Source organism: Arthrobacter sp. ZGTC212 (assembly GCF_002929255.1).
Classification (GTDB): Bacteria; Actinomycetota; Actinomycetes; order Actinomycetales; family Micrococcaceae; genus Arthrobacter_B; species Arthrobacter_B sunyaminii.
Map to the genome: position 1 here is coordinate 269,462 of NZ_PJIJ01000002.1, position 21,033 is coordinate 290,494.

24 protein-coding genes are annotated in these 21,033 nt (G+C 65.2%); 21 read left to right on the forward strand and 3 right to left on the reverse strand.

The window, feature by feature from the left end; all coding sequences use genetic code 11:
* The first annotated feature begins 8 nt into the window (after positions 1–8).
* From CXQ89_RS07895 to bsh, 5 genes are all read left to right on the forward strand, one after another.
* Positions 9–1,010, forward strand: a complete 1,002-nt coding sequence (locus CXQ89_RS07895; protein ID WP_181032262.1) for an Lrp/AsnC family transcriptional regulator — start codon at positions 9–11, stop codon at positions 1,008–1,010.
* Positions 1,011–1,045: 35 nt separating this feature from the next.
* The gene (gene folP / locus CXQ89_RS07900) at positions 1,046–2,044 is read left to right on the forward strand and encodes a dihydropteroate synthase (RefSeq protein ID WP_104160871.1); all 999 of its coding nucleotides are present in this window, start codon (positions 1,046–1,048) and stop codon (positions 2,042–2,044) included.
* On the forward strand, positions 2,041–2,808 hold the full coding sequence (locus tag CXQ89_RS07905) for a pyrimidine reductase family protein (RefSeq protein WP_104160872.1): 768 nt from the start codon (positions 2,041–2,043) through the stop codon (positions 2,806–2,808). Before folP ends, CXQ89_RS07905 begins: the two co-directional genes overlap by 4 nt.
* Positions 2,792–4,081 carry an MFS transporter gene (locus tag CXQ89_RS07910; protein ID WP_258059968.1) on the forward strand — a complete coding sequence of 430 codons (1,290 nt, stop codon included), beginning with the start codon at positions 2,792–2,794 and terminating at the stop codon, positions 4,079–4,081. Before CXQ89_RS07905 ends, CXQ89_RS07910 begins: the two co-directional genes overlap by 17 nt.
* A gap of 182 nt (positions 4,082–4,263) precedes the next feature.
* The gene (bsh, locus tag CXQ89_RS07915) at positions 4,264–5,229 is read left to right on the forward strand and encodes a choloylglycine hydrolase (protein WP_219815575.1); all 966 of its coding nucleotides are present in this window, start codon (positions 4,264–4,266) and stop codon (positions 5,227–5,229) included.
* 25 nt (positions 5,230–5,254) lie between these two features.
* Here the strand turns inward: bsh and CXQ89_RS07920 are convergent, their stop codons facing one another.
* Positions 5,255–5,821 carry a hypothetical protein gene (locus CXQ89_RS07920; protein ID WP_104160873.1) on the reverse strand — a complete coding sequence of 189 codons (567 nt, stop codon included), beginning with the start codon at positions 5,819–5,821 and terminating at the stop codon, positions 5,255–5,257.
* Between the two features lie 195 nt (positions 5,822–6,016).
* On the opposite strand from CXQ89_RS07920, the gene CXQ89_RS07925 reads away from it, so the two are divergent.
* Positions 6,017–6,322 (forward strand): EthD family reductase, encoded by a 306-nt coding sequence (locus CXQ89_RS07925; protein WP_104054521.1) that lies wholly within the window; start codon positions 6,017–6,019, stop codon positions 6,320–6,322.
* A 37-nt stretch (positions 6,323–6,359) separates the two neighbouring features.
* Here the strand turns inward: CXQ89_RS07925 and CXQ89_RS07930 are convergent, their stop codons facing one another.
* A complete protein-coding gene (locus CXQ89_RS07930; RefSeq protein WP_104054520.1) occupies positions 6,360–6,662 on the reverse strand; it encodes an antibiotic biosynthesis monooxygenase in 303 nt (100 codons plus the stop codon).
* 310 nt (positions 6,663–6,972) lie between these two features.
* Here CXQ89_RS07930 and CXQ89_RS07935 point away from each other — a divergent pair, with 310 nt between their 5' ends.
* The 7 genes from CXQ89_RS07935 (at position 6,973) to CXQ89_RS07965 (ending at position 12,965) form a co-directional block, all read left to right on the forward strand.
* Positions 6,973–8,280, forward strand: a complete 1,308-nt coding sequence (locus CXQ89_RS07935; protein ID WP_219815576.1) for an SGNH/GDSL hydrolase family protein — start codon at positions 6,973–6,975, stop codon at positions 8,278–8,280.
* Positions 8,281–8,491: 211 nt separating this feature from the next.
* Positions 8,492–8,755: a phosphoribosyl-ATP diphosphatase gene (locus tag CXQ89_RS07940; protein ID WP_104054518.1), complete on the forward strand. Its 264-nt coding sequence runs from the start codon at positions 8,492–8,494 to the stop codon at positions 8,753–8,755.
* 87 nt (positions 8,756–8,842) lie between these two features.
* Entirely contained in the window at positions 8,843–9,688 is an 846-nt protein-coding gene (gene hisG / locus CXQ89_RS07945) for an ATP phosphoribosyltransferase (protein WP_104160874.1), read from the forward strand.
* Between the two features lie 11 nt (positions 9,689–9,699).
* Positions 9,700–10,470 (forward strand): imidazole glycerol phosphate synthase subunit HisF, encoded by a 771-nt coding sequence (gene hisF, locus CXQ89_RS07950; RefSeq protein WP_104160875.1) that lies wholly within the window; start codon positions 9,700–9,702, stop codon positions 10,468–10,470.
* 41 nt (positions 10,471–10,511) lie between these two features.
* Complete coding sequence (locus CXQ89_RS07955) at positions 10,512–10,886, forward strand: hypothetical protein (protein ID WP_146067211.1); 375 nt, start codon at positions 10,512–10,514, stop codon at positions 10,884–10,886.
* Positions 10,887–11,025: 139 nt separating this feature from the next.
* Entirely contained in the window at positions 11,026–12,066 is a 1,041-nt protein-coding gene (locus CXQ89_RS07960) for an NAD(P)-dependent alcohol dehydrogenase (RefSeq protein WP_104160876.1), read from the forward strand.
* A gap of 146 nt (positions 12,067–12,212) precedes the next feature.
* Complete coding sequence (locus CXQ89_RS07965; RefSeq protein WP_104161405.1) at positions 12,213–12,965, forward strand: SDR family oxidoreductase; 753 nt, start codon at positions 12,213–12,215, stop codon at positions 12,963–12,965.
* A 49-nt stretch (positions 12,966–13,014) separates the two neighbouring features.
* Here CXQ89_RS07965 and CXQ89_RS07970 read toward each other — a convergent pair whose 3' ends face one another.
* Entirely contained in the window at positions 13,015–13,659 is a 645-nt protein-coding gene (locus tag CXQ89_RS07970) for a TIGR03085 family metal-binding protein (protein WP_104054513.1), read from the reverse strand.
* 89 nt (positions 13,660–13,748) lie between these two features.
* Between CXQ89_RS07970 and hisI the strand changes: the two genes are divergently transcribed.
* From hisI to lgt, 8 genes are all read left to right on the forward strand, one after another.
* Positions 13,749–14,150, forward strand: a complete 402-nt coding sequence (hisI, locus tag CXQ89_RS07975; RefSeq protein ID WP_104160877.1) for a phosphoribosyl-AMP cyclohydrolase — start codon at positions 13,749–13,751, stop codon at positions 14,148–14,150.
* A 20-nt stretch (positions 14,151–14,170) separates the two neighbouring features.
* Positions 14,171–15,763 carry an anthranilate synthase component I gene (locus tag CXQ89_RS07980; protein ID WP_104160878.1) on the forward strand — a complete coding sequence of 531 codons (1,593 nt, stop codon included), beginning with the start codon at positions 14,171–14,173 and terminating at the stop codon, positions 15,761–15,763.
* Entirely contained in the window at positions 15,760–16,425 is a 666-nt protein-coding gene (locus CXQ89_RS07985) for a Trp biosynthesis-associated membrane protein (RefSeq protein ID WP_258059970.1), read from the forward strand. Before CXQ89_RS07980 ends, CXQ89_RS07985 begins: the two co-directional genes overlap by 4 nt.
* Positions 16,426–16,540: 115 nt before the next feature.
* Positions 16,541–16,834, forward strand: coding sequence for an HGxxPAAW family protein (locus CXQ89_RS07990; protein ID WP_104054510.1), 294 nt, complete (start codon positions 16,541–16,543; stop codon positions 16,832–16,834).
* A 3-nt stretch (positions 16,835–16,837) separates the two neighbouring features.
* Positions 16,838–17,671 (forward strand): indole-3-glycerol phosphate synthase TrpC, encoded by an 834-nt coding sequence (gene trpC / locus CXQ89_RS07995; RefSeq protein ID WP_104160879.1) that lies wholly within the window; start codon positions 16,838–16,840, stop codon positions 17,669–17,671.
* Positions 17,672–17,748: 77 nt separating this feature from the next.
* On the forward strand, positions 17,749–19,161 hold the full coding sequence (gene trpB / locus CXQ89_RS08000) for a tryptophan synthase subunit beta (RefSeq protein WP_237685137.1): 1,413 nt from the start codon (positions 17,749–17,751) through the stop codon (positions 19,159–19,161).
* On the forward strand, positions 19,158–19,991 hold the full coding sequence (gene trpA, locus CXQ89_RS08005; RefSeq protein ID WP_104054508.1) for a tryptophan synthase subunit alpha: 834 nt from the start codon (positions 19,158–19,160) through the stop codon (positions 19,989–19,991). Before trpB ends, trpA begins: the two co-directional genes overlap by 4 nt.
* Positions 19,991–21,031: a prolipoprotein diacylglyceryl transferase gene (lgt, locus tag CXQ89_RS08010; RefSeq protein WP_104160880.1), complete on the forward strand. Its 1,041-nt coding sequence runs from the start codon at positions 19,991–19,993 to the stop codon at positions 21,029–21,031. The genes trpA and lgt overlap by 1 nt, the downstream gene beginning before the upstream one ends.
* The last annotated feature ends 2 nt before the right edge of the window (positions 21,032–21,033 follow it).

A 21,033-nucleotide genomic window follows, 5' to 3' on the forward strand; every position in this document is an offset into this window, starting at 1 on the left:
AGGTATCAGTGCATGATTATGATCTGAATCCGCTGGATTTAAGGATTATCAACGCTCTGCAAATCGCCCCGAGGGCACCGTGGGCACAGCTGGCCCCTGTCATCGGGGCTGACCCCGCCACCCTCAACCGCCGATGGCAGGATCTGAGCGCTTCCGGCGCGGCGTGGATCAGCACCTTTGATCCGTGCAGCTGGGAAGCGGGCGCGCTGGTGGAGGTGAACTGCCATTCGGGAGCGAACCAGCGTGTTGCCTCCGCAGTGGCGGAAACGCCGGAAGCCATCGGTGTGGATCTCACAGCGGGTGGACGTGACATAGTGGCCACCATCGCCGCTCCCAGCGAGGCGGCGCTGTGGACTTACCTGTTGGAGGAGCTGCCGGTGATCCAGGGAATAGAATCGGCCCGGAGCCATCCGATTGCGCGCAACATCTACGAGGCCAGCTCATGGCGGATCCGGGCGCTGGACGCCAGCGAGACGAAGCAGGTGCAGCGCCTGGCAACCGTCACCGGCAGCAGGGCAACCGGACGCAACCCGGCATTGGAACAGGAGATCATTGCGGTCCTGAACCAGGACGGACGTGCTCCGGCGACGGCCATTGGGGCTGCCTTGGACCTAAGTCCCCGCCTCATACGTGACACCATGGCGCAGATGGCAGCTTCCGGGCGGATGTGTCAGCGCACCGATGTGGTGCGGGCTGGGTCGGGGTGGCCGGTGAGTGCCTGGTATTTCCTGCGTGTTCCTGCCTCCAAGCTGGATGGTATTGCAGTGCGGCTGCGTCAGCTCGAGGAGCTCCGCGTGGTTACGCACACCATCGGGCCGTATGACCTGATTATGGGCGTCTGGCTGAAGAGCCTGGCGGAAATCCAGCGCTTGGAACAGCAACTGGAAGTGAAGCTGCCCGGGGTTTCCACGGTGGACCGGTCCGTTGTTGTGCGCAGCGTGAAGCAGTTGGGGCAGATCCTGGACGCTCAAGGGCGGGCCACCGGCCGTAACAACCTCCATGCCGTTTAGCGCTCTCCGGCGCCGCCGCGCCGTAGGATGCAAGCATGAGTTTGTCTCGCCCGGCATCCGCTGCCGGCAACAGCGTCAACGCCAGCGTCAATGATGACCCGGACCCGGACCAGCCCGCAGGCGCGTATGAACCGCCCCTGCTGCACCCCGTCCGGCAGATAGGGGAACGCACGCTCGACTTCCGCCGACAGGTGGCGCTCATGGCCATCATCAACCGCACCCCGGACTCGTTTTACGACGCCGGACGCACCTTTGCGCTGGATGCGGCAGTAGGCGCCGCGGTACAGGCGGTGCACGACGGTGCGGACTGGGTGGATATCGGCGGTGTTCCGTTTGCCCCCGGACCGGCACTGGCCGCCGCGGAGGAAATCTCCCGGGTGGTCCCCGTGATCCAGGCTGTTCGGGCGAGCTCCGACGTGATCATTTCCGCGGACACGTTCCTGCCGTCAGTTGCCGAAGCGGCCATCGCCGCCGGCGCCACCGTCATCAATGACACCACCGGCCTGGCCAATCCTGATTTGGCCCGTGTAGCCGCAGACGCCGGCGTGCATCTGGTGGTCACGCATAGTCTGGCGGCTCCGCGCACTGCCTATCCCCGTCCGCAGTACGGTGACGTGGTCGCTGAAGTGGCGGAGTTCCTGCGGCGGCGGGTCGGATATGCCCAGGACCTGGGGGTTTCCCCGGAGAAGATCATCATCGACCCGGGCCACGACCTCAACAAGAACACCCTCCATTCCCTCGAACTCACCCGCCGCCTCGCCGACATTGCGGCACTGGGCTATCCGGTGCTGGCTGCGGTCTCCAATAAGGACTTTGTCGGCGAAACCCTTGATGCAGCGAAACCGGATCGAGTGGAGGGATCCCTGGCTGCAGGCGTCGCCAGCATCATGAACGGCGCCAGAATCCTTCGGATGCACAACGTTCCCGCCGCATCCAGCGCCATCCGTATGACCGAGGCCATCCTCGGCTGGCGGGCTCCCGCCTATCTTCGCCACAATATGGGCGAGTTCAACGAGACGGCCGTGCCGGCATGACCGTGCCGATTACCGCTGCAGGTTCTGCCAGGCAGCTCAGCGATGATGACCTGCTGGCAGCCTATGCGTGGGATATGCCCCAGGCACCGCCGGGCAGGCCTCAATTCCGGTTCAACTTTGTGGCATCAGCTGACGGCGCCGCGGCAGTGGCCGGGCGTTCCGGCGGCTTGGGGGACGGCGCGGACCACCGGGTGTTCGGGTTGCTCCGGCGCACCGCCGACGTGCTTCTGGTGGGGGCGGGCACGGTACGCGCCGAAGGATATGTGGGAGAACTTCTGGGAGCGGAAAGCCAGGCTTGGCGTACCGCCCGCGGAATGGCCTCCCATCCGGCAGTCGCGATCGTCTCCGGACGGCTGGACCTGGATCCGGACGGACCGCTCTTCGAGCAGGTTCCGGTGCGGCCGTTGATCCTGACCGCAGCCACCGCCGCGGCAGGCAGGATGGCCGCGCTGGAACGCGTTGCCGACGTCGTCGTGGCGGGGGAGCGGACCGTGGAGGCTGACCATGCCGCAGCTGCCCTCGCGGAACGAGGATTTGACCGGGTGCTCTGTGAGGGCGGCCCGCAGCTCTTTGGCTCCTTTCAGGCTGCGGGCCTCGTGGATGAATTGTGCCTGACGATCAGTCCGCTTCTGGCGGCAGGCAACGCCCTGCGCATCACCGCCGGAGCACCCGAGGCAGCGCCGCCGCGCCGCCTGGAACTGGTGCAGGTCCTCCGCGGCGGCGACACACTGCTTCTGCGGTACCGCAGTGAACCGCCCGCCTGACGCCGGGGGACCGGCCGCCCTCGATGAGGCGACCCGTGCCCGCGTTCAGCGCCGAACCCTGACAGTGGTCATCATGAGCCAGGTCCTCGGCGGGGCAGGACTGGCCGCCGGCGTCACGGTTGGCGCGCTTCTGGCGCAGGAGATGCTCGGCTCTGACGGCCTCGCCGGTCTGCCCGCGGGATTGTTCACCCTGGGCTCCGCGCTGACCGCGTACCTCGTGGGGCGGGTGACCCAGCGGTCAGGCCGGCGGGTGGGCCTCGGGGCCGGGTTCGCCGCCGGCGGAGCGGGTGCCCTGGGAGTGGTCCTGGCCGCCGTCGTCGACAGCCCGGCGCTGCTGTTTGCCGCGCTTTTCGTCTATGGGGCGGGCACCGCCACCAACCTGCAGGCCCGCTATGCGGGCACTGATCTGGCGCCGCCGGCGCGTCGCGGCCAGGCAATCAGCATTGCCATGGTCTCCACGACGCTCGGCGCGGTGGCCGGTCCCAACCTGGTCACGCCCATGGGCCGCCTGGCCGACGGCCTGGGTATCCCTGCCCTGGCGGGTCCCTTCCTGCTGGCCGGAGCAGCGTACCTGGCAGCCGGCGTCGTCCTGTTGGCGCTGCTGCGCCCCGATCCGTTCCTGCTCGCCCGCAGATTGAACGCGACAGCGGCCGACGACGGCGCCGCCGCCGCAGGTGCGGCGGCTCCGGCTCCGGCGCGGCCGGGAAACGGAGCCTATGCCGGCGCAGCCGTGATGGTGCTGACTCAGATCGCCATGGTGGCGATCATGACCATGACGCCGGTTCACATGCGGGTCCACCATCACGGACTGTCCGACGTGGGCCTCGTAATTGGCATTCATATAGGGGCGATGTACCTGCCCTCCCTGGTGACCGGCGTGCTGGTGGACCGGGTGGGCCGGCTTCCCATGGCGGCGGCTGCGGGTGTAACCCTGCTGCTCGCCGGCGTCACGGCGGCCCTGGCGCCGGGGGAATCGCTGGGCCTGCTGATCCTCGCCCTGGCGCTGCTGGGCCTGGGCTGGAACTTCGGCCTCATCGCAGGCACGGCACTGGTGGTCGACCACACCGCGCCGGAAATCCGTCCGCAGGTGCAGGGCAGAATCGATGTGCTGGTGGCTCTGGCCGGAGCCGGCGGCGGCATGCTGTCCGGCGTCGTCATGGCCGGAACCAGCTACGCCACGCTCGCGTTGTCCGGCGGTATCCTGGCGCTGCTGCTCATTCCCGTGCTGGTCTGGGCGCGGCGTACCCCAGTGGCGGAGGCTGCGGAGCGGTAGAACCGACCGTCAGAGATCGGTTCTCATTCGAACTTCACGGCCAGTAAGGCCCTGCACCCCCCCAAACTGGTCAAGGATGCGTCGAATTCGGCGGGGAAGCCTGCCGCGGGCGGAGGGTCCGGACCTAGGCTGAACACTGCAGCAGAACCACCGAGCAGGCGGAGCTTCGTTGGAGTTTCGCCATGACAGGGAGCAGCAACATGTGCACAGGCATCAGGTTCACGGACGGCAGCGGCAACCTCTATTTCGCACGCAACCTCGACTGGACGTCCGACTTTGGGGAGCGGGTGGTGCTCACGCCCACCGGATATGCCACGAAGTCGCCGTTTGGCGCGGTGCCGAAGATTCAGCACACCGTTATGGGCATGGGAATTGTGCAGGAGGACACGCCGCTTTACTTTGACTGCGGCAATGATGCAGGCCTGGCCGTTGGCGGGCTCAACTTCCCGGGCTATGCGCAGTATGCGCCCGAACCCGTCGAGGGCAAGACGAATGTTCCCGCCTTTGAATTTCCGCTCTGGGTAGCCTCCCAGTTCGCCACGGTTGACGAGGTGGAGGCGGCACTGGAGAGCGTCGTCATTGTGGACCGGCCGATTAATGACAAGTACCCGAGCTCGCTGCTGCACTGGATTATTGGGGATTCCAAGCGTGCCATTGTTGTGGAGCACACGAGCGAGGGTATGCAGGTGTTCCACAACGACGTCGATGTTCTGGCGAATCAGCCCGGCTTCAACTGGCACCATGAAAACCTGCGCAACTACCTCAACGCGTCACCCGACTTTCCGGAAGAGGTGGTGCTCAACCAGGCACACCTGGTTCCGTTCGGATCCGGTTCGCTGATGCGGGGGATTCCCGGCGACTATTATTCGCCGTCGCGGTTTGTGCGCGCGGCCTACGTCAACGCGCACTATCCGCAGAAAACCACTGAGGAGGAGAACGTCAGCCGGGCGTTCCATACCCTCCAGCAGGTCGCGATGGTGGAGGGCAGCGCCGCCATGGGGGACGGGGAGTTCGAGAAGACCACCTACACCGGTCTATTCTCGGCCCGCACCATGACGTATTACTGGAACACCTACGAGGACCCGGCAATCCAGAGCGCCGCAATGTCCAGCTACAAGACCGACGGATCTGAGCTCGTGGTGGTCTAACACCGGGTAACTGGTCCGCGCCTGGTTATTCCAGGTCATAGACGCGGGCAGGATCGCGCTCAAGGATGCGGTCGCGCATCTCAAGCTTGAGGACCTCCAGATGCGCCAGTTCGGCGGCAGTTTTGTCAGGCTTGGCAGTTAGTTCGATGAACTCATCCGCCACGATGCCGTCATCCCGGAGCACGCAGGTCACAGAGGCCTCCGGGGTGCTCAGCTCGAAGACGTAACGGGCCAGGGTGTTGCCCCGCTCGGGGCGGGCCAGTTCAGGAAGCACCGCGTAGCGCTCCCCGGTGACCGCTCGGGTGACGAGCTCGAAAGCATCCCGGGCACCGGGCCCTCCGAACGGGGTGCGCACGCGGATATCGCGGCGCTCGACCCTGCCGTTTCCACTGCGGGCTGCGAGCTCCGGCAACGCCCGTCCCAGTGCAGCGAAGGCATGCGCCACTCCGCCGGGAAAGCCCGGGCCGTGGTACTTCATGCAGTCCGCGAAGGTGAAGTCCAGCTGCACCCCGTCCTCCCACACGGTGAGGGTCCGGCTCGGGTTGGGGATCGGCGTCGGTTCGGGGCGTTCGGGAGTTGGGTGGTTGGCCATTCTGCCGCCTCGTTCTCATTACTGGGGTAACTGCTGAGCGCGATCAATTCTATCGAGTCAGCAATGATGGTCTCTGACATTGATGCAGGCCGGCGCCGGCCAGGCCAGCCTCCCGATCCATCAGGACCGGATCACTGTTGTCTGGTTTGCCGCCGTCGGGCACGATGTACCTCCCTATCTGAACAGGAGAGAAGCATGCCCACCAAAATCACCTTCGTCATCGACAACCCCGGTGATCCCGAAGCCTTCGAGTCCGCGTACATAGGCATCAAAGACAGTGCCAAGCAACTGCCGAAGCTGCGCCGGTATGAGGCAGGGAAGGTCTGGCCCAAGGAAAACGGCTCTCCCACTCCGGCCCACCGGACCCTGGACCTTTATTTCGACAGCTACGACGACGCCTCAGCCGCCGTGACGACCACGGCGGCTGCCGATCTGTTCGATCAGTTGACTGCGACGGGAACAACGTTCAAGGCGCTGTTTTCGGACATCGAAGAAAGCTAAAGCGGGGCGCCGGGGCTGGGAGCGGACCGGCGTCGGCCTAGGCTGCGGTGTCCTTGATGACGGTGTAGGAAGCGACGGCGTTAGGTGCCTGCATGCCCGGAGCCTGGTCATCGGAATGCGAGGCCTTGAAGGAATCCGATTTCAGCCACGCAAAGAAGTCTTCCTTGGAGTCGAATTCCATCGTCGACAGGTAGGTGTTGCTCTTACCCTCGGGACGCATCAGCGTGCTGCGGCCCAGGCCGGGGACGCCTTCCAGATGGACCATGCTGTCGATGAAGGCCTTTTCAAAGGCCTCAGCCATTTCCGGGCCGACTTCCAGGGTGTTGACCACTACGTACATGGGTGTCCTTCCAATAGTTCCGCGGACAAGGGAATCCTGTCTGCCGGCAATATTATACCGACATGGTGTCGGGAACTTTTTCACTCATCTCATCGCGCCGCCGGGGAAGGTGCGCTCCCAGACGGAGTAGAACATCAGCGCGGACTCCCACACTCAGAGACAGAACCGTTCAAAACAACCGTGTGGCCCGTTTCCCTGGTTTTGCTGAGGCAACTTGATCTCTGCTGCATTCCCGCGACAAATCCCGGTGCTAGCGTGACCGCACGGCTGGCCCCCTGCCACCCGGAAAATGAGCACAAAGGAGTGCACCATGAAACCACCAACCACTCTGTCCGGTTTCTTCATGGCCGGTCTTTTAGCCGCTGCACTGAGCTTCCCAACGGCTGGTGCGGTGATGACAAATCAAACCGACCAAGCACCAATCCCGGGTGATGAAGCCAGCTCCAACGCTGTCGGCCCGGACCACGTTACGGGGCGAACACGGTCCTCAACACAATGGATCGGCAGCTGGGCTGCCGCCATGACACCCGCCGGAACGGCGGACAGCATCTCCGGAAGCGGGTTTACCGACGCCACACTCCGGCAGACCGCCCATTTGTCCGTCGGGGGAGACAGCTTGCGGATCCGGATCAGTAACGATTTCGGCACCACCCCGTTGGTGGTTGGGTCAGCCACGGTATATCCCGGCTCTGCCGCAGAGGACCCGGACCCGGGCCAGCTTCGTCAAGTGACGTTCGACGGCGCCGCATCAGTGACTATCCCTGCGGGTGCCGAGTGGGTCTCCGATCCGGTGCGGTTGCCGGTGGAAAGCAACTCCGATCTCACCGTCAGCATGTATCTGCCCGGCCCAACAGGACCGGCGTCCGTCCACAGCCTTGGAATGGCGACGTCGTACCGTGCGGCAGGAAACGCAACCTCCGACCCAGCGGAGTCGTATGACGTGCTGGACACGTCGCGGTACTTCCTGGAAGGAATAGACACGTCTTCAAGCGCACTCGGTTCGGTGGTCTTCTTCGGCGACTCGATCACAGACGGATATGCCTCGACTGTTGATGCCAATCGGCGGTACCCCGATCAGGTTGCCGACCGATTGCTCCGTCGGCCCGAGGCCCGGCAATGCGGTGTGCTCAACTCCGGAATCAGTGGCAACCGGGTGTTGGAGGATGCAGGTACGGCGGGGATCTCGGCGCTGGCACGGTTCGAGGATGACGTCATTGACCAGACGGGTGTGCGGAGCGTGGTTCTCCTTGAGGGGATCAATGACATAGGCCGGACAGGCGGAGCGCTGGACCCGGCTTCACTTATCGCCGTTTACCGGCAGTTCATTGACCGTGCCCATGACCATGGCATCAGGGTGGTTGGTGCCACATTGACCCCCTACGGCGGTGCCGGGTACTACAGCGACCAGGGCGAGCAGGACCGCCAGGCGGTGAACTTCTGGATCCGTACGTCCGGAGAATTTGATGCCGTCATCGATTTCGACGCCGCGGTCCGGGACCCCCGTGACCGCAGCCGCATCCGGCCCCAGTTCGATCCCGGTGACCACCTGCATCCCAATGACGCAGGCTACGCGGCCATGGCGTCAGCGGTCCGCCTCCAGGACATTTGCAGCCGCTAGCAAACCAGGACGTTGGGGACCGCCCGAAGGGGTGGTTCCCAAAGTCTTTTAATCCACCGGGTCCGTGACGATGCCGCCGTCGGGAGCGCACACAATGTAGCCCCGTGCTGCACCCAAGACGAAACATGGGAGAGGTTCCCACAACACGTGAGATGTCATGTGTCGAAGCCAAAATGGGGTGAAAGCCGCGCCACCGCGTACCCTTGTCACTGTGAAAACCTTCGAAGACCTCTTTGCCGAGCTGAGCAAGAAAGTTCAGGACCGCCCCGCCGGGTCACGCACCGTGGCCGAATTCGAGTCGGGCGTGCATGGCATCGGTAAGAAGGTTGTTGAGGAGGCCGCCGAAGTATGGATGGCCGCCGAATACGAATCTGATGCCGAATGCGCCGAAGAAATCTCTCAGCTGCTCTACCATCTCCAGGTCCTGATGCTCGCCAAAGGCCTGACCCTGCAGGACGTCTACAAGCATCTCTAGCCGCGCGCTGACCTCAGTCAGTGTGTGGCCCGCCGGTCGAATTACTCCCTTTAGCAGCGACAAAACTTCCAGCGAAAGATGCAACCCATGCTCCGTGTAGCCGTACCCAACAAGGGTGCCCTGTCCGAATCCGCCTCCGCCATGCTCAACGAGGCGGGCTACCGCCAGCGCCGCGATACCCGCGAACTGGTCATGGTGGACCCGGACAACGACGTCGAATTCTTCTTCCTCCGCCCCCGCGACATTGCCGTGTACGTGGGCGCCGGAACGCTCGACGTCGGCCTCACCGGCCGTGACCTCTTCCTCGACGCCCAGGTGGATGCCGAGGAACTGATGAGCCTCGGCTTCGGCGCCTCCACCTTCCGCTTCGCCGGCCCGGTGGGGGACTTCACCACCATTGATCAGCTCGAAGGCAAGCGCGTGGCCACCAGCTACGACGGCCTGCTGCGCGCCTACCTGGCCGAACGCGGCATCACCGCCTCCGTGGTCCGGCTCGACGGCGCCGTGGAATCCTCCGTGCGACTCGGCGTCGCGGACGCCATTGCCGACGTCGTCGAAACCGGCACCACCCTCCGCGCCGCCGGCATGGAAATCTTCGGCGAGCCCATCCTGAAGTCCGAGGCCGTGCTGATCGGCCGCAAGGACGCCGAGCACCCGGCCGGCCTGGACGTGCTGATCCGCCGCCTGCGCGGCGTCCTGGTGGCCCGGCAGTACGTGATGATGGACTACGACGTGCGCCGCGAGCTCCTCGACGAAGCCGCCGCCCGCACCCCCGGCCTGGAATCGCCCACCGTTTCCCCGCTGCAGGACTCCGGCTGGGTCGCCGTGCGCTCCATGGTCAAGCGCACCGACACCAACCGGATCATGGACGAGCTGTACGACATCGGCGCCCGCGCCATCCTCGTCAGCACCATCCACGCCTGCCGGATCTAGGGGAGCGCGCCATGAGTGTTGCCATCCGTGTCATCCCGTGCCTGGACGTCGACGCCGGCCGCGTGGTCAAAGGCATCAACTTCGAGGGCCTGCGCGACGCCGGGGATCCGGTGGAGCTCGCGCACCGGTATGACAAAGCCGGCGCCGACGAGCTGACGTTCCTGGACGTCACCGCGTCCTCGGGCAACCGGGACAACGTGTTCGACGTCGTCTCCCGGACCGCGGAGGAAGTGTTCATTCCGCTGACGGTCGGCGGGGGAGTGCGCGGCATCGCGGACGTGGATAAGCTGCTGCGCTCCGGCGCGGACAAGGCCTCCATCAACTCCGCCGCCGTCGCCCGCCCGGATGTCATCGACGAAATCACCCGCCACTTCGGTTCGCAGGTGCTGGTGCTTTCCGTGGACGCGCGGCGCACGCACGACGGCGCCACGCCGTCGGGGTTTGAAATCACCACCCACGGCGGCCGCCGGGGCACCGGGATCGACGCCGTCGCCTGGGCCCGCGAAGCCGCCGACCGGGGCGTGGGGGAGATTCTGCTGAACTCCATCGACGCCGACGGCACCCGCGAAGGCTTCGACATCGAAATGATCCGGGCCGTGCGCGCCGCGGTAAAGGTTCCGCTGATCGCCTCCGGCGGCGCCGGCAGGCCGGAGCACTTCCCGGCCGCCGTCATCGCCGGCGCGGACGCGGTTTTGGCCGCGTCGGTGTTCCACTTCGGGCCCGACCATGCCATCGCCGACGTTAAGCAGGCCATTCGCGAGGCCGGGTTCCCGGTCCGCTAGGACGCTCAAGCTAAAGCGTCCCCGGCAGCTAGGGTGGCAGCATGGGGATATATACACGCTCAAGCGTGCTGAGCGCGGGCTCTGCAGTGCTGATGCTGGCAGGCGCAATGGTATGCGCCCTGCCAGCCCTGTGGCTCGGGATGAATCTTGGGTATTACCCCAGCCGGATGGTGTGCACGCCGGAAACCGGTTACGGCTCCGGCTGCTACGAGGGGGAAATGGAGATTGCATTCGTGATCTTCTCCTTTGTGTGGCTGCCCTGTGCCGGCGTCTCGTTGTATGCGACTCTCCGATTCCGGCAGGTCGGCACGTGGGTTCAGCGATGGTGGCCGTTTTTGGCCTTCTCAGTCGTGACGGTCCTCATCGTCGCCGCCGGCATGATTTCTGCGCTCAACGATCCCTACGCATATTTCTAATCCGGCTCTTTTGGGCGCTCACTTTCGGCTTGGGCGGAGGTAGCAGTGCAGCCGCCGGGTGCAGCGGAAATAAACGGAGTCACAGTGGACTTGTGTCTTAAGTGCCCTACGGCACTGTTCCCCCAAAGCATGGAGAAGTATGACTACCGCACGCGCTTACGCTGCCACCTCGCCCACGGATGATCTGGTTCCCACCACCATTGAACGGCGCGACGTCGGTGCCCACGACGTCCTGATCGACATTGCCTACGCCGGTGTCTGCCATTCCGACATCCACACCGTCCGCGGCGAGTGGGGACCCATCAAGTATCCGCAGGTGGTGGGCCACGAAATCGTGGGCACTGTCGCCGAGGTCGGCTCCGACGTTACCCGCCACAAAGTCGGCGACCGCGTTGGCGTTGGCTGCATGGTCAACTCCTGCCGCGAGTGCGAGAACTGCAAGGCCGGAATGGAGAATTACTGCCTCAAGGGCAACACCGGAACCTACACCGCCGTGGACCGCGACGGAACCATCACCCAGGGCGGGTATTCCACCTCCATCGTCGTCGTTGAGGACTTCGTCCTGAGCGTGCCCGAAAGCATCCCGTACGAGGCAGCAGCTCCGCTCCTGTGCGCCGGCATCACCACCTACTCGCCCCTGGCACACTGGAACGCCGGCCCGGGCAAGAAGGTGGCAGTGGTCGGCATGGGCGGACTCGGCCACATGGCCGTAAAGATTGCCGCCGCCATGGGCGCTGAGGTGACCGTGCTGTCGCAGTCGCTGAACAAGCAGGATGACGGCCTGCGGTTCGGTGCCGAGCACTATTACGCGACGAGCGATGCGGGCACCTTCGAGAAGCTGGCCAACACGTTTGACCTGATCATCAACACTGTCAGCGCTCCGGTGGACATGCAGCAGTACCTGTCCCTGCTCCGCCTGGACGGCACGATCGTCAACGTTGGCGCCCCGCCCGAGCCGCTGCCGGTCTCCGTGTTCGCCCTGATGGGAAACCGCCGCTCCTTTGCTTCTTCGGGCATCGGCAGTATCGGTGAGACCCAGGAAATGCTGGACTTCTGCGCCGAGCACAACATTGCTCCCGAGATTGAATTGATTGACGCCGCGGAGATCAACACCGCCTACGAGCGCGTGCTGAAGTCCGACGTCCGGTACCGCTTCGTCATCGACGCGGCCACCATCTAGGTCTCACCCCCGTAGAAGCAAAGGCGTCCCGCCGTTTGGCGGGGCGCCTTCGTACTTGCGGCGGCAGCCACCCCCCGTACGTGCCTCGTCCACTACCGCAACCGCCGGGCGGGCAGGAGACTGGAATGGTGACCAAGGAGGACCGGATGACCAACCACCTTTCCGGCAAGGTTGTACTAATCACCGGCGCGTCGTCCGGGATCGGCGAAGCAACTGCGAAGCTGCTCGCCTCCCGGGGAGCCAAAGTTGTTCTGGGCGCGAGGCGCGAAGACAAGCTGGACCGAATCATCACGGAGATCCAGGAGGCCGGCGGGGAAGCGGTGAGCCGGGTCTTGGACGTCACTGTGCAGGCCTCAAACGATGAGATCGTGAGCCTGGCTCAGGAAGCGTTCGGAGGTTTGGATGCCGTTTTCCTCAACGCCGGCCTGATGCCCAACAGCCCGTTGTCCGCGCTCAAGACCGATGAGTGGCACCGGATGGTGGAGGTGAACGTGACCGGTGTGCTCAACGGCATTGCCGCGGTGCTGCCCGTCTTCACCCGCCAGCGGTCCGGCCACGTTATAGCCACCTCGTCCGTTGCGGGCCTGAAAGCGTACCCGGGCGGCGCTGTGTACGGGGGAACGAAATGGTTCCTGCGCGATTTCATGGAAGTGCTGCGCATGGAGTCCGCATCGGAAGGTACAAACATCCGCACCGCCACGATCTATCCGGCAGCCATCAACACCGAATTGCTGGAGACGATCAGCGATGAGAAAACCGCTAAAGGTGCCCAGGCCCTGTATCAGCGGTACGGGATCGGTCCCGAGCGGGTGGCCGACGTCGTCGCCTACGCACTCGACCTGCCTCCGGATACTACGGTGAATGAGTTCACGATCGGGCCCGCCAACCAGCCATGGTGACTTGGCGGCGGCAGGGAATCAGCTTCCACCGGTCGGATTCCAGCGGCGCCTAGATCCCGATATCGGCGCTTTCCAGAAGCGCGACGGCGTCCGGCTGGCCCTCAAACATCACCAGTGCCTGCTTGGTGCGGCCGTGGGCGTGCATCAGCAGCTCACACGGCTCACCGATGATCGCTACGGACACCGGAGCGCGCTTGGCAACGTGCCGCGGTCCGTCCGGGCGGACCAGCACAATGCCGAGGTCCACCCCGCGGTACAGCAGGGCGGCACGCTTGATCAGTTCCGCCCACAGCGCATCCGAATAGCCGGCGTCCAATGCGCGCGGCGCCCAGCGGTCTCCCGCGCGGCGCACGTCTTCGGTGTGGACGAAGTACTCGACGAGGTTGGCGCTGTTGTCCACGGCTTTCAGATGCATGGGGGACAGACGCGGGGGACCGGCGCGGAAGGCACGGACCAGCTTGGCGTATCCCTCGGTGGTGGAGGCCTTGGCTGCCGTTTCCTCCATGGCCCTGTCCGTCTTAGCGGCGAAGGGTTTCAGGAAAAACCCCAGAGCAGCGGCGGGCTTGTGCTCCCTTAAATACAGATGGGCGGCCAGGTCTTTGGTCAGCCAGCCTTCGCACAAAGTGGGCGCTTGAGGACCGGCCGCAAGCAACGTTTCGGCCAGGACTTCACGGGAGGGTTGTACGTATCGCATCACTGCTGAAACTAGCACGTTCAGCGCTTTTTGGCGCGGGCGACGGGCCCGGAGAGTGAGCTGCGGCCAAACACACTAGAATCGATACGATGTCTCCTCAAAACTCTTCCTCCGAATTCCCGCCGGCACCCGGCCTGGACCCCGCGGTCAGCGCCGCCCTGAAGCGCGATGACGCGGGCTTGGTGGCAGCCGTCGTCCAGCAGCATGACACCGGCGAGGTTCTGATGCTCGGCTGGATGAATGACGAAGCGCTGCACCGTACCCTGACCACGGGCCGGGTGACCTTCTGGTCCCGCTCACGGCAGGAATACTGGCGTAAGGGCGATACCTCCGGGCATGTCCAGTGGGTCAAATCCGTGGCCCTGGACTGCGACGGCGACGCCCTCCTGATCCGCGTGGACCAGGTGGGGGCCGCGTGCCACACCGGAACGCACACCTGCTTTGACGGCCGGGAGCTCCCCGTTCTGGCCGCGACCGACGCCGCCAGCTGACCCGGAAAGAAACCAGACACATGCAGGATCTTGGAGTTATCCGTCCCGGCCTCGAGGAATTCCGGGCCCTGGCCGCTGAACACCGCGTGGTTCCGGTGCACCTGAGCGTGCTGGCCGACGCCCACACACCCATCGGCATCTACCGCAAGCTCACCGCGGGCGCGCCGGGAACCTTCCTGATGGAATCCGCTGCCGCCGGCGGCGTCTGGTCCCGCTACTCCTTTATCGGCGCCTCATCCCGCGCCACACTGACCACGCACGACGGCGGGACCCACTGGCTCGGCGAGCCGCCGGCCGGGGTGCCGCTGGACGGAAACCCGGTGGAAGCCGTGGCCCGCACCATTGAACTGCTGCAGACCGAACGGCTGGACGGCGTGCCGCCCTTTACCTCCGGACTGGTCGGTTTTGTCGGCTGGGAAACCGTCCGGCACTGGGAGAAACTGCCCAACCCTCCCGTTGATGACCTGGACCTGCCGGAACTGGCCATGAACCTGGTTTCGGACATGGCCATCCACGACAACTCCAACGGCACCGTGATGCTGGTGGCCAACGCCATCAACATGGACGGCTCCGACGAGCGGGTGGACGAAGCCTGGCATGACGCCGTGGCCCGGGTGAACTCCATGCTGCAGCGGTTGGCTGAACCCACTCCGCAGCCGGTCTCGGTGCTGCACGGCGGCACTGTGGACACCTCTACCCTCACCGACGGCGTCAAGGAATCCTGGCCCAAACCCGAATACACCAAAGCGGTTCAACGGGGTAAGGAAGCCATCGTGGACGGCGAAGTGTTCCAGGTGGTCATTTCCCGCCGCTTCGAACTGGAGTGCGCCTCGGACCCGTTGGACGTGTACCGGGTGCTGCGCAACACCAACCCCAGCCCGTACATGTATCTGTTCAACTTCGAGGACTCCCGCGGCAACCCGTTCGCCGTCGTCGGCTCCTCCCCGGAGGCACTGGTAACCGTCACCGGCAGCGAAGTGATCACGCACCCCATCGCCGGGTCCCGGCCGCGCGGCAAGGGAACCGATGCGGACCGTGCCCTTGCTGAGGAACTGCTGGCGGACGAAAAGGAACGCGCCGAACACCTGATGCTGGTGGACCTGGCCCGCAACGACCTCTCCAAGGTGTGCGTTCCCGGCAGCGTGGACGTCACGCAGTTCATGGAGGTGGAGCGGTTCAGCCACATCATGCACCTGGTCTCCACCGTGGTCGGTGAACTCGCGCCTCAGCGCAGTGCCTATGACGTGCTGGCCGCAACCTTCCCGGCCGGAACCCTGTCCGGCGCCCCCAAGCCCCGCGCCCTGCGCCTGCTGGACGAGCTGGAGCCGCACCGCCGCGGCATTTACGGCGGCGTTGTCGGCTACCTGGACTTCGCCGGAGACATGGACATGGCCATCGCCATCCGCTCGGCACTGCTGCGCGACGGCAGAGCTTTTGTCCAGGCCGGCGGCGGCATCGTGGCGGACTCCGACCTGGAAGCCGAGGCCCAGGAAACAGTCAACAAGGCGGCCGCGCCGCTGCGCGCTGCCCTGATTGCCCGGAGCCTGGAAACCGTCGCCGCCGCACCAAGCTTCTCCCACCCCCAATCCTCAGAGCAGGAAGTACCGCAGTGAGCACATCCACCAAACGGTGGCAGCGCAAGGGAACCGTCATCATGGCGGCGGTGCTCTTTGGCATCGCAGCCTTTGCCACCACCACGCGCACATGGCTGAACGTCCAGCTGCCCGCGACGGCCGTCCAGACCCCGGACCTGGCCGTTTCAGGATCCGATGCCGCCACCGCGGTGACGGCCTTCGCCGTCGTCGCCATTACGGCAGGCCTGGCAGCCTCGATTGCCGGGTCCGTGGCCCGCTGGATTGTCAGCGTGATCCTGGTGGTCTCGGGTATCGGCGTGGCTGCCGCCAGCTGGACAGTCATCAGCGATCCCGCCCAGGGCGCCGCCGGAGCCATCGGACAGGCGATCGGTGTCAGCGGAGCAGCCGGCACCGTGGTTACGCTCACGGGCATGCCGTGGGCGGCATTGGTATCAGGTGTCCTGATCGCGCTCACCGGCGTCTGGCTGGCTATCGCCAGCCGCAGCTGGAAGTCCTCGCGCCGTTACGCACCGGCCCCGGCGGCCGGCACGACGCCGCCCGCCGCTCCCGGATCGGAAAGCACGACGACGGACCCCGCTTCGCCCGACGCCGGAAACAGTGACGAGGGCCCGGAGCCGGTTGATGAAATCGACAGCTGGGACCGGCTGACGCGCGGGGATGACCCCACGAACTACCGCTGAACCACAGTCCCGCCAGACCGGCGCCCGCCGGAATCGTTAAAGCACCGCAACACGTGAAAGAGTTTCCGCCAGTCAATGGCAGAATGGAAACTGATTCGTACAGAGGAGATTTACCATGAGCTCAAACGCCACCCGCAGCAACGTTGACACCAAGCCCGAAAATGAAGCCGAGCGTCACGCCAGCATCCATGATGAGACCATCGGCCACGGCAATACGCCCGCAGCCTGGACCTGTGTCCTGATCATGATTGTCGGCGCCGGAATCTCCAGCGTTGGCTTCATCATCGCCAGCGTGCTGTGGTTCTGCATCGGCCTGGGCGTCATTGCCCTCGGCCTGGTGGTCGGCTTCATCATGAAGAAGGCCGGCTATGGCGTAGGCGGCTCGAAACTCTCCAACAGCGGCCACTAAATCATGAGCGTCCTGGACGACATCATTGCCGGCGTCGCCGAGGATCTCGAGGCGCGCCGGCAAGCCGTTCCGCTGAAACAGATGCGGGAGCGCGCCCGTGCGGCCGCTCCCGCACTGGACGCCTTTGCTGCTCTGGGCGGCAATGACAACCCCCGCGGCGAACTCCGGGTTATCGCCGAGGTTAAGCGGAGCAGCCCCTCCAAGGGCGCCCTCGCGGACATTGCCGACCCGGCCTCGCTGGCAGCAAGCTACGAACGCGGCGGTGCAGCAGTCATCAGCGTGCTCACCGAACAGCGCCGCTTCGGCGGCTCCCTGGCTGACTTTGATGCCGTCCGGGACGCGGTGCGGATCCCGCTGCTGCGCAAGGACTTCACCGTTGACGAGTACCAAATCTGGGAAGCCCGCGCCCACGGTGCCGACCTGGTGCTGCTCATCGTGGCAGCCCTGGACGATGCGCAGCTCAAGGATTTCCTGGCACTCACCCACGAGCTGGGCATGAACGCTCTGGTGGAGACTCATACGCAGCACGAAGTTGAACGCGCCGTCGCCGTTGGCGCCAGGATCATTGGTGTTAACGTGCGCAACCTGAAAACCCTGGACGTTGACCGTTCGGTCTTCGCACCGCTGGCCGACAGCATTCCCGCAGGTGCACTCGTGATCGCTGAATCCGGGGTCCGGGACGCCGCTGACGTCGAGCAGTACGCTGCGGACGGCGCCAACGCCGTCCTGGTGGGCGAAGCCCTGGTGCGGCACAATGATCCGGCGGCTACTATCGCCGACTTCACCCTGACCGGCCGCAAGGCCATCGCCGCCCGGCAGATGCACGGCAAGGACTGACGGCAGGCCGACAGAGCAACATATTCCCTGTCCGGGCGGTCCGCCGTCCGGACCAAAGCAGGACAGGAACCAGCCCCATGACCGGGAATCCGGACCAGACCGGCTCAGCACATGCTGACGCCGGGTCACCAGTCACTTCCACTGACACCGCCCCTGCGGACGAGGCGCAGCGCGCCGCGGCCGGAACCGTCACGGAAGAGGTGGCTGAAGCGTTCCTGAACGTTCACGGTTCGCTGCGCCACGCCTCCGGCCCGTACTTCGGGGAGTACGGCGGCCGCTGGATGCCGGAATCCCTGATTGCCGCGCTGGACGAGCTGGAAGACACCTTCGAGAAGGCCAAGGCTGACCCGGAGTTCCGCGCCCAGATTGCGGACCTGAACAAGAACTATTCCGGCCGGCCCTCGCTGCTCACCGAAGCCAAGCGTTTCGCCGGGCATGCCGGCGGTGTCCGGGTGTTCCTCAAGCGCGAGGACCTGAACCACACCGGCTCCCATAAGATCAACAATGTCCTGGGGCAGGCGCTGCTGGCCAAGCGGATGGGCAAGACCCGCATCATCGCCGAGACCGGCGCCGGGCAGCACGGCGTGGCCAGCGCCACGGCAGCCGCCTTGCTGGGCCTGGAGTGCGTGGTGTACATGGGCGCCGAGGACTGCCGCCGGCAGGCCCTGAATGTAGCGCGCATGGAATTGCTCGGCGCCACCGTCATCCCCGTCAGCCACGGCTCGGCCACGCTGAAGGACGCCATCAACGAAGCGCTGCGCGACTGGGTCGCCAACGTGGACAACACCCACTACCTGCTCGGCACCGCTGCCGGAGCTCATCCGTTCCCGGCCATGGTGCGGTTCTTCCATGAGGTCATCGGAGAAGAGGCCCGCGCCCAGATCCTGGAACAGACGGGCCGGCTCCCTGACGCCGTGTGTGCCTGCATCGGCGGAGGCTCCAACGCCATCGGCATTTTCCATGGCTTCCTGGATGACCCGGACGTGAAGATCTACGGGTTTGAGGCCGGCGGCGACGGCGTGGAAACCGGCCGCCATGCCGCCACCATCACCCTGGGCCGCCCCGGCGTGCTGCACGGCGCCCGGTCCTACCTGATGCAGGACGAAGACGGCCAGACCGTGGAATCCCACTCCATTTCCGCCGGCCTGGACTACCCCGGCGTAGGCCCGGAACACTCCTACCTCTCCGACATCGGGCGGGTCTCCTATGAGCCCATCACCGACAGCGAGGCGATGGACGCTTTCCAGCTGCTCTGCCGCACCGAAGGCATCATTCCCGCGATCGAGTCCGCACACGCGCTGGCCGGGGCCATCAAGGTTGGGCAGCGGCTGGCAGCCGAGGCCGCCGACGGCGACGTTTCAGGAAAAATCGTGCTCGTGAACCTCTCCGGCCGCGGGGACAAGGACGTGGCGACGGCCGCTGAATGGTTCAACCTGCTGGATGACACATCAGCCGAAGCAGAAATCGGCAAAGAAGGGGAACAGCTGTGAGCACCGCAGTCGACAACACATCCGGCGCGGGCACTGCTGCCGTCAGCAAGTCCGCTGCCGCCATTGACCGCGCCGCCGCTGACGGCCGCGCGGCGCTGATCGGTTACCTGCCCGCAGGCTTCCCCAGTGTGCAGGAGACCATCGACGCCGGCATTGCCCTGGCCCGGAACGGCGCAGACCTGATTGAAGTCGGCATCCCGTACTCCGATCCGGTCATGGACGGCCACGTCATTCAGGCCGCCACCACCGAGGCGCTGGCGCACGGTTTCCGCGTCAGCCAGGTGTTCGACGTCGTCGCCGGCATCACTGCCGCCACCGATGCCGCCGTGCTGGTGATGACGTACTGGAACCCCGTTGTCCGTATGGGTGTGGATGAGTTTTCCCGCCGCCTGGCTGAAGCCGGGGGAGCCGGGCTGATCACCCCGGACCTTATCCCGGATGAAGCGTCGGAGTGGATGGCGGCTTCGGACAAGTACGGACTGGACAGGGTATTCCTGGTGGCGCCGTCGTCCACCCCCGAACGCATGAAAAGCACCGTCGCGGCCAGCCGGGGCTTCGTCTATGCGGTGTCCATCATGGGCGTCACCGGCGCACGCACATCAGTGAGCACCGCCGCCAAGGACGTCGTTTCCGCTGCCCGCGCGGCAGGCGCGGAGCGCGTCTGCGTAGGCCTGGGAGTCTCCAACTCCGGCCATGTCCGTGAAATCGGCGCGTACGCGGACGGGGTGATCGTGGGCACCGCCCTGGTGGCCGCACTGCGCGACGGCGGTGTCCCCGCCGTGGCGGACCTGACCCGTGAACTCAGCACCGGAACCCGAAAGAGCAACTAATGCACCTGACGTCCGTGATTGCCCCGGCCAGCATTCCCAGCCCGCCCGCGGACTTCAGCAGCTTCTCGCTGGGACCGCTGACCATCCACACCTACGCACTGTGCATTCTGGCGGGCATCATCCTGGCCCTGTGGATGACGTCGGTGCGCTGGAAGCGCCGTGGACTGCCTGAGGAGGCCGTGTGGGATATTGCCATCTGGGCCATCCCGTTCGGCATCATCGGCGGACGGCTGTACCACGTCATCTCCTCGCCCGCCGCCTATTTCGGTGCCAACGGTGACCTCTCCCTGATTCCGCAGATCTGGCGGGGCGGGCTGGGCATCTGGGGTGCGGTGGCCCTGGGCGCCGTGGGAGCCTGGGTCGGCTGCCGGCGCGCCGGCATTAAGCTCTCCACCTTCGCCGACGCGGGCGTGCCCGGTCTGCTGCTGGCCCAGGCCGTGGGCCGCTGGGGCAACTGGTTCAACCAGGAACTCTTCGGCAGCCCCACGGACGTGCCTTGGGGGCTGGAAATCGACGCGAACAATCCAAACTTTCCGGATGGAACAGCACCGGGAACCCTGTTCCATCCGACCTTCCTCTATGAGTCGCTCTGGTGCCTCGCCGGAGTGGTCCTGCTGCTTGCCCTGGACAAAAAATTCCGGCTGCGCGGCGGCCGGCTGTTCTGGATCTACGCTGCCTACTACACCCTGGGCCGGCTGTGGATCGAGATTCTGCGGATCGACGACGCTGAAATGATTACGTTCTTCGGCGTCACACAACGGCTGAACGTATGGACCAGCATTGGACTGCTTGTCTTCTCTGTGGCGATGTTCATTTTCCTGACAATCCGCGCCAAAAAGGGGCAGGAAGGGTCCCTGTACCTCCCCGGGCACGAGCCGGAATCCGCGACGGCGGAAGGTGAGTCAGGTAACAAGACGGAAACAGAACCTTTTGGTTCCGAATCCGGTGCATCATCGGAACAGGCGCGTGCTAATCTCGCAGAGACAAAAAGCGAGGACACTGATTCTCGCCGGCCCGGGACACCGGGTACTGCCAAGTAGCA

Coding starts and splice junctions, on each gene's coding strand:
- CXQ89_RS07965 (WP_104161405.1), top strand. CDS start 12,213: ATGACCAACCACCTTTCCGGCAAGGTTGTACTAATCACCGGCGCGTCG.
- hisF (WP_104160875.1), top strand. CDS start 9,700: ATGAGTGTTGCCATCCGTGTCATCCCGTGCCTGGACGTCGACGCCGGC.
- CXQ89_RS07905 (WP_104160872.1), top strand. CDS start 2,041: ATGACCGTGCCGATTACCGCTGCAGGTTCTGCCAGGCAGCTCAGCGAT.
- folP (WP_104160871.1), top strand. CDS start 1,046: ATGAGTTTGTCTCGCCCGGCATCCGCTGCCGGCAACAGCGTCAACGCC.
- CXQ89_RS07925 (WP_104054521.1), top strand. CDS start 6,017: ATGCCCACCAAAATCACCTTCGTCATCGACAACCCCGGTGATCCCGAA.
- CXQ89_RS07990 (WP_104054510.1), top strand. CDS start 16,541: ATGAGCTCAAACGCCACCCGCAGCAACGTTGACACCAAGCCCGAAAAT.
- CXQ89_RS07935 (WP_219815576.1), top strand. CDS start 6,973: ATGAAACCACCAACCACTCTGTCCGGTTTCTTCATGGCCGGTCTTTTA.
- lgt (WP_104160880.1), top strand. CDS start 19,991: ATGCACCTGACGTCCGTGATTGCCCCGGCCAGCATTCCCAGCCCGCCC.
- CXQ89_RS07980 (WP_104160878.1), top strand. CDS start 14,171: ATGCAGGATCTTGGAGTTATCCGTCCCGGCCTCGAGGAATTCCGGGCC.
- hisI (WP_104160877.1), top strand. CDS start 13,749: ATGTCTCCTCAAAACTCTTCCTCCGAATTCCCGCCGGCACCCGGCCTG.
- trpB (WP_237685137.1), top strand. CDS start 17,749: ATGACCGGGAATCCGGACCAGACCGGCTCAGCACATGCTGACGCCGGG.
- CXQ89_RS07930 (WP_104054520.1), bottom strand. CDS start 6,662: ATGTACGTAGTGGTCAACACCCTGGAAGTCGGCCCGGAAATGGCTGAG.
- CXQ89_RS07960 (WP_104160876.1), top strand. CDS start 11,026: ATGACTACCGCACGCGCTTACGCTGCCACCTCGCCCACGGATGATCTG.
- CXQ89_RS07920 (WP_104160873.1), bottom strand. CDS start 5,821: ATGGCCAACCACCCAACTCCCGAACGCCCCGAACCGACGCCGATCCCC.
- CXQ89_RS07955 (WP_146067211.1), top strand. CDS start 10,512: ATGGGGATATATACACGCTCAAGCGTGCTGAGCGCGGGCTCTGCAGTG.
- CXQ89_RS07970 (WP_104054513.1), bottom strand. CDS start 13,659: ATGCGATACGTACAACCCTCCCGTGAAGTCCTGGCCGAAACGTTGCTT.
- trpC (WP_104160879.1), top strand. CDS start 16,838: ATGAGCGTCCTGGACGACATCATTGCCGGCGTCGCCGAGGATCTCGAG.
- bsh (WP_219815575.1), top strand. CDS start 4,264: ATGACAGGGAGCAGCAACATGTGCACAGGCATCAGGTTCACGGACGGC.
- hisG (WP_104160874.1), top strand. CDS start 8,843: ATGCTCCGTGTAGCCGTACCCAACAAGGGTGCCCTGTCCGAATCCGCC.